At 45.7% G+C, this 11020-nt stretch carries 10 protein-coding genes; 3 read left to right on the top strand and 7 right to left on the bottom strand.

The genetic code is table 11. From position 1 onward, the window contains the following. The 5 genes from V5298_RS17740 to prlC form a co-directional block, all read right to left on the bottom strand. Nucleotides 1-946: AarF/UbiB family protein (locus V5298_RS17740; RefSeq protein ID WP_332932767.1), on the bottom strand; the 946-nt coding region annotated here is incomplete at its 3' end. A 14-nt stretch (nt 947-960) separates the two neighbouring features. Next, nucleotides 961-1614, bottom strand: coding sequence for a ubiquinone biosynthesis accessory factor UbiJ (locus tag V5298_RS17735; RefSeq protein ID WP_332932766.1), 654 nt, complete (start codon nt 1612-1614; stop codon nt 961-963). Beyond that, nucleotides 1614-2408 (bottom strand): bifunctional demethylmenaquinone methyltransferase/2-methoxy-6-polyprenyl-1,4-benzoquinol methylase UbiE, encoded by a 795-nt coding sequence (gene ubiE, locus V5298_RS17730; RefSeq protein ID WP_332932765.1) that lies wholly within the window; start codon nt 2406-2408, stop codon nt 1614-1616. The genes V5298_RS17735 and ubiE overlap by 1 nt, the downstream gene beginning before the upstream one ends. Nucleotides 2409-2510: 102 nt before the next feature. Then, nucleotides 2511-3209 carry a DNA-3-methyladenine glycosylase I gene (locus V5298_RS17725; RefSeq protein WP_332932764.1) on the bottom strand — a complete coding sequence of 233 codons (699 nt, stop codon included), beginning with the start codon at nt 3207-3209 and terminating at the stop codon, nt 2511-2513. Continuing rightward, on the bottom strand, nt 3209-5245 hold the full coding sequence (prlC, locus tag V5298_RS17720) for an oligopeptidase A (protein ID WP_332932763.1): 2037 nt from the start codon (nt 5243-5245) through the stop codon (nt 3209-3211). Before prlC ends, V5298_RS17725 begins: the two co-directional genes overlap by 1 nt. 308 nt (nt 5246-5553) lie before the next feature. Here prlC and gorA point away from each other — a divergent pair, with 308 nt between their 5' ends. Then, complete coding sequence (gene gorA / locus V5298_RS17715; protein WP_332932762.1) at nt 5554-6900, top strand: glutathione-disulfide reductase; 1347 nt, start codon at nt 5554-5556, stop codon at nt 6898-6900. Nucleotides 6901-7101: 201 nt separating this feature from the next. Here gorA and V5298_RS17710 read toward each other — a convergent pair whose 3' ends face one another. Beyond that, nucleotides 7102-7446 (bottom strand): hypothetical protein, encoded by a 345-nt coding sequence (locus tag V5298_RS17710; RefSeq protein WP_332932761.1) that lies wholly within the window; start codon nt 7444-7446, stop codon nt 7102-7104. Between the two features lie 37 nt (nt 7447-7483). Beyond that, on the bottom strand, nt 7484-7963 hold the full coding sequence (locus V5298_RS17705; protein ID WP_332932760.1) for a hypothetical protein: 480 nt from the start codon (nt 7961-7963) through the stop codon (nt 7484-7486). A 765-nt stretch (nt 7964-8728) separates the two neighbouring features. Between V5298_RS17705 and V5298_RS17700 the strand changes: the two genes are divergently transcribed. Together V5298_RS17700 and V5298_RS17695 are read left to right on the top strand one after the other, a co-directional pair. Continuing rightward, nucleotides 8729-9400 (top strand): methylamine utilization protein, encoded by a 672-nt coding sequence (locus tag V5298_RS17700; RefSeq protein ID WP_332932759.1) that lies wholly within the window; start codon nt 8729-8731, stop codon nt 9398-9400. After that, nucleotides 9393-11020, top strand: a 1628-nt coding sequence (locus V5298_RS17695; RefSeq protein WP_332932758.1) for a diguanylate cyclase domain-containing protein, incomplete at its 3' end; no start/stop codon positions are given. The genes V5298_RS17700 and V5298_RS17695, both read left to right, overlap by 8 nt.

The following is an 11020-nucleotide window of genomic DNA, read 5'->3' as shown; positions in this document are numbered from 1 at the left end:
GATTAAGGGTGCCCACAATACCAAAATCAATGGCGATATAGCGGGGGTTTTCAGGATGCTCCGTGGACACGAAGATATTGCCAGGATGCATATCAGCGTGAAAAAAACTGTCTCTGAAGACCTGGGTGAAAAACACTTCCACGCCCCGTTCGGCCAATAATTTCATATTGGTGTTTTGTGCAAACAGGGCGTCTAAATTGGCGATGGGAATGCCGTATATACGCTCCATGACCAGCACATCTCGGCGACAATAGTCACTGTAGATTTCCGGCACATACAAACTGTCGGAATTGTCGAAGTTACGACGCAGCTGCATACCGTTGGCAGATTCTCTTAATAGATCCAGTTCATCCACCAAGGTTTTTTGATATTCGGTGACCACTTCTTCAGGACGTAACCGTTTACCATCAGGTAACCACTTTTGCAGCACGCCAGCTAAGGTAAAAAGCAATTCCATATCTGCATCAATGGTTTTTCGAATGCCGGGGCGTAACACTTTGACCACCACCGCCTTACCGTTACTTTTTAAGCGCGCAGCATGCACCTGGGCAATCGATGCCGACGCCAGCGGTGTTTCATCGAATTCACTGAATATCACATCTAAGGACGGAATATTCAGACTCTTAAGCACAATCTCTTTCGCCGCTGCACTGGAAAAGGGCGCAACCTTATCCTGTAGGCGAGCCAGCTCGTTGGCAATATCGTGAGATAACAGATCCCGGCGAGTAGAGAGCATTTGCCCAAACTTAATGAAGACTGGGCCAAGGGATTGTAACGCAAGGGTAATACGTTCGCCCGGCGATTTGTCTTTGTGCTGATTAGGGATCCAAAAGATCAGTTTACGCATGGCGCAGGCGTACCAAGGCAGCCAACGAGAAGGAATAAGTTCATCTAAACCGTGCTGTAACATGATTTTATTGATGAAGTACAATCGGCCTATGCGCATGGAGTGATTCCGGATTAATCTGATTCTTGATGGGAATGAAAGGTCGCTTCAAGGTGCGCTAAACGGGCAGCAAAACGGTCGGTGTCGTCCCGTAAGTCCGATACCTCATCGGCAAAGTGGGCCAATGCTAAAGAAGGAACGCCAATCTGCTTTTCTTCTGTTAACCCATTGCGTAAACCGGCTTTAATGTTATCAGCCAGCGTATCTAAGCGATTCTTTACCGAAGCTGCGGTGGCAAAAAGCTGATTGGCGGCAATATCGCCGGTATAGCGAGAAACCAGTTCTTCGTAGTCGATATCTAACCCCTGAAACAGCTGGCTGGCCTGTTGGGCGATGCCAAGATCCCCTTCAACAGAGAGCTTCCCTTCTTGGATCAGGGCCGTAAGGCGACTGGTTTTTTGTAATTCGGGCAGAATATCCAACGCCACCTTCACACAGCAACTTTGACTATCGAGTTGTTTTACCACTTCATCATACGCTTGCTGCTCTACCAGCATGTCAATACGCTGAGAAAACACCAAGGAAAATGCCATGGGCGTACCGGCTATAAACACATAGAGGCGTTTATCCGCAAGGGGCCGCAAGCGCTCCACGCTTTGGGGGTCTAAAAAAACATATCGGTTGATCACCGTTTCTGACAGTGCCGTTAGCAAAGCCGTTGCAGGCATTAGAATTTGAATCCTCGATGTAGTGCCACAATTCCGCCCGTCAAATTTTGATAATCACATTGTTCAAAACCCGACTGCTCAAACATCCCTTTCAGTGTTTCCTGATCGGGGTGCATACGAATACTTTCAGCCAAGTACTGATAACTTTCAGCATCGTTGGCCACCAACTGCCCCATTTTAGGCAATATGTGGAAAGAATAAATGTCATACACCTTGCTGAGGGGTTCAGAGATCGGTTTGGAAAATTCCAACACCAACAAACGACCGCCCGGTTTAAGCACCCGAAAGATAGAGTCCAGCGCGTTCTGTTTTTCCGTTACATTGCGTAATCCAAACGCCATGGTAACCACATCGAAGGTATTGTCTGGGAACGGCAAGGCTTCGGCATCGGCTTGGACATAATCGATGTTCGACACCAATCCTTTATCGCGGAGTTTGTCCCGCCCCACTTTCAGCATGGCATGATTGATATCGGCCAATGTTACCGAGCCCGTACTGCCCACAAGACGAGAAAATTTTGCGGTTAAATCCCCCGTGCCACCGGCGATATCCAATACCTTATGCCCAGCACGCACACCGGAACAATCGATGGTGTGTCGTTTCCATAAACGGTGAATGCCCATGGACATCAAGTCATTCATCACATCGTATTTGGCCGCCACGGAATCGAAGACATTTTCCACCAGTGAGGCTTTTTGGGTTTTATCGACCTGTTTAAAACCAAAGTGGGTGGTGCTGTCATTGTTTTCGGCAGAAGATGTGGGGGGTAAAGGCGAAGCCTGGTTATCGCTCATGACAATCCTGAAGTTCTTAAATCTAATAAACAGAAGTGTAACCAAATCCGGCGGTGAGCAACAGCGCTTTACCGCCTAATGATTGAAATAAAACTTATTTTCTTAAGACAAACTGTGACGTTCGTTAGGCCCCCAACTCAACGATACAATTTGACTGATTTGTTGCAGTGAAAGCCCGCTTTGCTGTTGCCAGGTGGCAAAACACGCGTTGGCGGCGTGTAACGAACGCTGGCTGCTCAAGGTGCCCTCGATGAGATTGTGCTTTCGCAAATAATCTTCGGTGTCTTGGGACAACAAAAAAGTATCGACGCCGAGGGCTCTTAACATGTAAGGCCCGGTATTCCCGCCTAACCGCGCCCCGTGTTTTTTCAAATAACGCCATAGCTCCGTAATTTCATGGCCGCCAAACCCCGCCACAAAGGCGCCGAAACTGCCATAGCGCTGACGTACATCTTGGATCATGAGCGCATTGTCACGTACCGTCATCACTTTCTTGTAATTGCGTATAATGCGCTTATCACTGGCCTTTTGTTCAAACATTTCATCGGGCATCAACAAGATTTTCTCAATCTCGAAGCCAAAAAATGCCTCTTCAAACTGCGGCCATTTATTTTCCACAACCCGCCAAACAAACCCCGACTGAAATACCTTTTTTGTCATCGCCGATAAGAATCGGTCATCCGGTATCGCCTTTACCTCACTTGAGGTTAAGGGCTTGCTTAACAAGGACGTAAGGGCTTCTTCTGAGCCCTTACGTTTTACTGCTCTGGCATAGATATCCGAAAACGTCTCTGGTGCCATTACACCCGGATTCCCGAGTGACGCAACAGCGCATCAACCTGTGGCTCTCGACCTCTAAAGGCCACAAACAATTCCATGGGCGGTTTGCTGCCCCCTTTTTCCAATACGTTCTGTAAGAAGGCTTTCCCGGTGTCTCGGTTAAAAATACCGTCTTCTTCAAATTTGCTAAAGGCATCTGCTGATAACACTTCGGCCCATTTGTAGCTGTAGTAACCCGCCGCATAACCACCAGCAAAAATATGCCCAAAACTGTGCTGAAAACGGTTAAAAGACGGAGGTGTCACCACCGCGACCTTTTCTCTTACTTCGTTTAGCACCGCCTGCACATCCACATCTTTACCATTGTGTTGATGCAGCATAAAGTCGAACATACTGAACTCAAGCTGACGCACCATTTGCATCGCCGAATGGTAATCCCGTGCAGCTAACATTTTGTCGAGTAAATCATTTGGCAAAGGATCACCGGTTTCATAGTGACCGGAGATAAAGGTTAAGGCTTCTTCTTCCCAACACCAGTTTTCTAAAAACTGACTGGGCAGTTCCACCGCATCCCATGGCACACCATTGATGCCCGAGACCCCGGCTACCGACATTTTCGTGAGCATATGGTGCAAACCATGCCCAAATTCATGAAACAGCGTTACCACTTCATCATGGGTAAATAAAGCCGGTGTATCGCCTACTGGCGCATTGAAATTACAGGTTAAATAGGCAACGGGAAGTTGTATTTCGCCATTAGGCAATTTCCGGCGTACCCGGCACTCATCCATCCACGCGCCACCCCGTTTTTTAGCTCGCGCATAAAGATCAAGGTAGAAACTGCCACGCAAAGCATCCGCATCGTCAGTAATGGTGAAATAACGCACGTCTTTATGCCAGACATCCACTCCAGGTTGCTCGACAATTTTAAGCCCGTACAAGCGATGAACCACTTCAAACAAACCATGTAAGACTTTTTCTTCAGGAAAATACGGCCGCAACATTTCATCAGAAATGGTGTATTTTTCCTGCTTTAACTTTTCGCTGTAATAAGGCAAGTCCCAGGCATTGAGCTGCTCTTTGCCGAAACGCTCCTTAGCAAAGGCTTTCACTTCCTCTAATTCTTGCTGCGCTTGAGGACGGGACTTTTCTGCCAAATCTTCTAAAAAGCCCAACACCTGTTCGGTGGAGTTGGCCATTTTTGTTGCCAGTGATTTTTGTGCATAGCTTTCAAAACCTAACAACGCCGCAATTTCACTACGTAGTGCTAAGGTTTCCTGAATAATAGCGGTGTTATCCCACTGCCCTGCATTGGGCCCTTGATCAGAAGCCCGGGTTGAATAGGCCCGATACATTTCTTCCCGCAGCTCATCGCTATCCGCGTACATCATCACCGGCAAATAGGACGGAATATCCAGAGTAAATACCCATCCTTGCAGATCTTTTTGATGCGCCGCTTGTGCTGCCGCCGCTCGTGCAGATTCAGGCAACCCGCTTAACTGTGCTTCGTCGGTAACATGTTTAGTGAACGCCATAGTGGCATCCATCACATTGTTGCTGAAGGTAGAGGCCAGTTCACTTAAACGGGACTGAATTTCAGCAAAACGCTTTTTGTCTTTGCCCGATAAGGCGACACCGGATAATTTAAAATCACGCAGGGTGTTTTCAATGAGTTTTTGACTTTGCTCATCAAGACGGGCAAATTCATCGCTCTTGCTTAATGCGGTGTAGGCATTAAATAACCCTTCGTGTTGCCCCACCCAGGTGCCGTATTCCGACAACAGCGGCAAACAGCTATCATGGGCTTCTCGCAGGGCATCGCTACTGACCACAGAATTCATATGGGATACTGGCGACCACATTTTGCTTAACCTGTCATCAGCGTCTTCAATTCTTTCTACCACATTTTGGTAGCTATAATCTGCGGATGCGACAACGTCTTCGATAGTCGCCTTGCAATGGGCAATGGCTTTTTCTACCGCTGGTTTAATATCTTGGGGTTGAATACCGGAAAAAAGAGGTAACCCGTCAACTTGCTCAATGGCAGGTGCTGTCATAATGATCTCGCTTACTTATTGAAGTTATGTACTTGAATGTAGGGATCACCGGCGACAAAAACAAGCGGGCTTAGTACATTGATCCTATGTGCAGTGAAATTCTCCACGGCCTGTTTGATGCTGGCCATCCCGTAAAACATCGGCTACAGCACGCCAACTGACAACGATTACGACTACACTAAGACAACGGAACACCCCCATACACACTGTTTGTTCTAATTACAAAATCAGCAGGTTCGCTTTTTTAAATTTGGCGATGCTGGTCATTCCGTGCAAGAATATTTTTTTTCACAAGTGGCACATTAACTATGAACGAGTTTGACTATATCTGTATTGGCGGCGGCAGTGGTGGTATCGCCTCGGCGAACAGAGCGGCCAGATACGGCAAAAAAGTAGCGCTGATCGAAGGCGGAGATATTGGTGGCACCTGCGTGAATGTAGGTTGTGTACCGAAAAAAGCCATGTGGTTTGGCGCCAATATCGCAGAAGCCATTCATAAATACGGTGAAGACTACGGCTTTGATGTAACGGTGAATAACTTTAGCTGGGAAGTGTTGGTGGCAAATCGCCAAGCTTACATTCAGCGCATTCATGCTTCCTACGATAAAGTACTGGCAAAACACGATGTGACCTGGATAAAAGGGTATGCCCGGTTTATCGATGATCACACCTTAGAAATCAATGGTGAAAAATACACCGCGCCCCATATTACTATAGCCACCGGCGGACGCCCGCGTATTCCCGATATTCCCGGCGCACAATATGGTATCGACTCTGACGGCTTTTTTGCCCTTAGCACCCAACCTGCGCGGGCCGTGGTAGTCGGTGCCGGGTATATTGGTGTGGAACTGGCTGGCGTACTACACAGCTTAGGTACAAAAACCGATCTTATTATTCGCCACGCCACGCCGTTGCGCCATTTCGACCCTCTGATTGCACAAACCCTGACCGAAATCATCGATGAAGAAGGCCCCACACTGCACAAGCAATCGGGTGTAAAACAAATCGAAAAGGAAAAGGACGGCAGTCTCACTGTTACCTTAACCACCGGTGAAGTACTCCACACCGATGTATTAATCTGGGCTATCGGTCGCGATCCTTCCAGCGACAAGATTGGATTGGAAAACACCGGAGTGAACATTAACGAAAGCGGCTATATTTCCGTCGATAAATACCAAAATACCGATGTCCCCGGCGTTTATGCCGTAGGTGACGTCACCGGCCATGCGGAGTTAACTCCGGTTGCGATAAAAGCGGGCCGACTACTCAGCGAACGGTTATTTAATGGCAAAGATGGCGCCCATTTGGATTACCAGCAAATTCCTACTGTTGTCTTTAGCCACCCGCCCATTGGCACCATTGGGCTCACAGAGCCTGAAGCCGAAGAAAAATACGGGAAAGACAATATTACGGTTTATACCTCGTCCTTTGCCGCCATGTATACCGCGGTTACCCGCCATCGTCAGGCCACCAAGATGAAACTCATCTGTGCCGGCAGTGATGAAAAAGTGGTGGGGTTACACGGTATCGGTATGGGAATGGATGAAATCCTTCAAGGGTTTGGTGTGGCCATTAAAATGGGCGCGACCAAAGCCGACTTTGACGCTTGTATAGCCATTCATCCCACCAGCGCCGAAGAGTTTGTTACTATGTAGATCGCGTTTTGGAATGTTAAACTGTAGCTGAGCATTTTCTGGAAAATGTACTACCTTAAGCAATACTCAATGCTAATTGGGGGTAGTACATGACCTATGTCATTCAATCCAGGCCTTTCTCTGTACTTCCCCTCTTAGTATCCAATGGTGAGCGTCTTGGATAATTAGACCCTTACACATTTTTTTGGGTGAATGTATCGGTCAATAGACAAAAGGGTTGCATTGCATTTCTGAAAGAGAAATATCCGATTCAGTAGGGCATTCCTGCTCCTTTGCCCAATCTTCCAGAAATTCATCTGAGCCAATATTCATTTGAATACCCATTTCTTCACGTTTGTTTAATATTTCACTGTAAATAGTGTGGCCGATTTCTTTTATTTCATCTGTGTATGCAGGGCTAGTAAATAAGAATCTATTGATCATTTGAATAACTCTTGCATCACCATCAAGATAGGCTGCATAAAGCAGGCTTTCATTACTCAATGATTGAATTTGGAAGATCATTAAGGCTAGGTAAAAAAGCAGTTCTTCCGTATGCAGCAGCAATCATTACTGCTTCTTTAAATTTTTCGGTTATTTGATCTCAACTTAACGTATAAATATTTCTGTAATACTCCAGCTTATTACCTATAGTAGGATCTTCTGTATTTTCATACGCACCTTTTAAAGAAGAAATGACTGATGGATTTAATAAAAAAATGAGTTTATCTTGAGCATTAAAATCGCCACTGCGAGCCATGTCAAACATAAATTCTAAATTCGTTTCGTTAGCATACCTATTTTCATCTGGGTGGGTAGATATACCTCGATAACCTCTATAAAACGCATTTATTTTATCTTGATGTGAAAGATCATCGAATAGCCTATTTGATGTTTTATTTGGCGGTATTACTTCCTCGTTTGCAGCCAGCGTCATTTGTTCTTCAGGTAGAGTTTTGAATTCATTAATGGCCATATCGTCTATTTGATAGCTATTGTTTTTAGGTATCTTTGATTCACTGTAAATTAAATATCCAAAAATAAAGAAAAAAGCCAAAAGTGCGACACCTATAAAAAATTTCATTCTAAAGATCCTTTTTAAAACCCTTTATTGCACAACAATTGAGCTACCGTATTTCACATATTGTATGAGTAGTTTTGCTCTTATTGCGGGAATATCTTGGCAAGAGCTATCGTCACCCTAAAGCGACCAGGTAAAGTTGATGTCTGGGACTGGGGCAGCATAAATACTCGTTAAAAAAGTTGTCCCCGATATAATCAGGCCGACCATCAAACCTGCTACTACAGTGCCAACAAAACCGAGTGCATAGACTAGGTTTGAAAAAGCGACAAAAGCCAAAAACATCAATTTTTATCGGTGCCGTTGTGATTGATCTACATGGTAATTCTGGGCTCTTACCACCGTGATTTTCTAGAGCAACCTTTGCAAGGTCATGACCGTCGTGTAAGAGTATAGCGGTTAATCTTTATCAGTTGAAACAAAGCTAAAAGGGATGACATTGCCAAGTCAGTCACAACTTCCCCTATCTTACTTTTTCTGGAAAATACTGATCGGTTTCCTTATTAAGAAGGGCTGATATACTCCTTAAATTGGAAAAAGCTCAGAGGGCAAGTGCATAAACAGTTTCCAGAGATTTTCCATATGAACAACTCATTAGTAATACGTCTACCATGACGTTATCTCTTCCCGTTTAGGTATCGTGGCACGACCTAAGGTATTAGCGAAATGATAGCGCTTTCGCCCTTGTCTGCTACCTTATCAAATGGGCGCACAGACTTGCTGTCCTGTATTTAGATTCATAACTTCATGTATCGTAGGACAGCAACTATGCTTCACACTTATGTAACGCAGATTGCCATTATAATAATGGCCGGGCTAGGTTTAACGGCTCAAGCCAGCGCCGAAGATACCCCATTATCGTTAAATGTGACGGTATTAGATAACACAGGGTTGCCGTTATCTGGGTTTGCCGTCAGCCTTACCCCTCATGTTGCCACCGCGACCACAACCGCGATCCCCGAAGCCGTTATGGATCAGGTAAACCGGCAGTTTTCCCCTCACTTTCTAATTGTAAGCAAAGGCACAAAAGTCCGCTTTCCTAATTCTGATTCCATTAAACATCAGGTTTACTCCTTTTCCGCCGCCAAACGGTTTGCCCTTTTATTGGATAAAGATAGCGAAGCCGAGCCTCTGACCTTTGATATTCCTGGTATCGTAGAACTTGGCTGCAACGTTCATGACTGGATGCTAGGTTATATTTACGTGGTTGACACCCCTTATTTTTCAGCCAGTGACGATAACGGTGACAGTGAATTTACCGTTCCTCCTGGCCAGTATACCTTGTCGGTATACCACCCGCGTATGCAGGAAACCCAAGAAATACTGACGCGGGAACTTTCATTAACCACCAATCAAACCGTGCGATTAGCGCTGACCAGAGCATTATTGCCCGATTTTTCTCAGTACAATTTCGATGATGAGTTTGGGCAATATGAGTAAACGCTTGAAAGCCACCTTAAATTCACTGCGCAACAGAATGCTGCTGTTTTTTTTGGTAGTCATTGCCTTTGTTGTGCTTTTTACCCTACTTCTTGTTGGCTCCGCCACCTATACACACTCAACACAACAGTTACTCACCCAAACCCGCACTTCAGTCAGTGTGGTGGAAGATAAACTGAATAACCATGCCCAATTATTGCTTCGGGCCGTCGATAACTTGTCAGGCAATTACACCATTAAACAATATATTGCAGCAAAGGATGATCCCGATTCACTAGCGGTTGCCATGCGCAACCAGCAAGAACGTATTGATGCAGATATGTTCATGGTGCTAGACCAAGATATGCAGCGACTCACCAGCACGTCAGACACAACGCCAATACCGGCAAACCTCAACGTCTTTCTTGAGCAAGGGCTAAGTTGGTATGACGGCGTCAATGGCGTGTATTTAATGAAAGGCGTACCGGTTAAGTTTGTTGAACGTTCACGACGCACAGATGCATGGGTATTCCTTGGCTATAATGCGCAAAAACTGATTAACGAAAACATCGCCAAATTAACAGAATTAGAAGCAAGCTTACTGATACCGAATCGTGAAGCTCCATTACTTAGCAGTACATTGCCGACAGCATTGTCTAACACCTTTTTTGCTCTAAAGCTCAATTATACTCCTGGCCTACATACCGCCAACCTTGATGACGCAAGCTATATCTATACGTCTAAACAAGTAGGATTTGCCGGTAGCGACCCAGTGTATATTGTTCTTGCCACATTAGAAGACAAAGCGTACCTGTCTTATAACAGTATGCAAATACAACTTATTGGGCTGTTATTACTTGCCGGTATCGTCTCTTTACTTGGCGCCCTCATCCTCTCAAGAGGCATCACAGGCCCATTAAATAAGCTGGCGGTGGCGGCCAACTCCATCCGCATGGGAAAACATGTTACCCACTTTCCTGAATCCAGCACCACTGAAGTAGATGCCCTATCACTGGCCATCAACGACATGCAAACCGGTATACAAGTTCGTGAAAAACAAATTAATCACCTGGCCTATTATGATGATCTTACCGGCCTACCCAACCGCAACCAATTCGTTACCCAATTGGATGCTACGTTAAAGGAAAACCCATGCGGCACCGTCGCCGTATTGATGTTAGATATCGACCGGTTTAAAGATATTAACGACACAGTGGGCCATGATACCGGCGATTTATTGATACAAAATATAGCTAAGCGTTTAAACACCATAGACGAAATGACGGGGGTTCTTGCCCGTCTAGGTGGTGATGAGTTTGGTTTTATTGTTACTTGTCTGCCCCAGACCGAATTGGAGTTGGAGGTCAATAAGGTAGCTGCCGTGTTCGAGCACCCCTTCAATATTGAGGGCCTAGTACTAGAAATTAGCTGTAGTATTGGTGCCGCGCAACACCCCCAAGATGGCGACACAGCCCAAGGCTTAATGCAATGCGCTGATATTGCCTTGTATCACTGTAAAGATAGTCATCAGAATTTCGCCCTTTACTCTGCCGAACTTAATAAACATTCAGTGCAACGCCTTAACCTGATGTCAGAGCTAAAAAGCGCACTTCAAGCCGGGCTTGAAGTGCGCTTTTTAGC

It is taken from the genome of Alteromonas sp. 14N.309.X.WAT.G.H12, assembly GCF_036697315.1.
Classification (GTDB): domain Bacteria; phylum Pseudomonadota; class Gammaproteobacteria; order Enterobacterales; family Alteromonadaceae; genus Alteromonas.
This window is presented reverse-complemented; position numbering and strand designations above follow the sequence as displayed.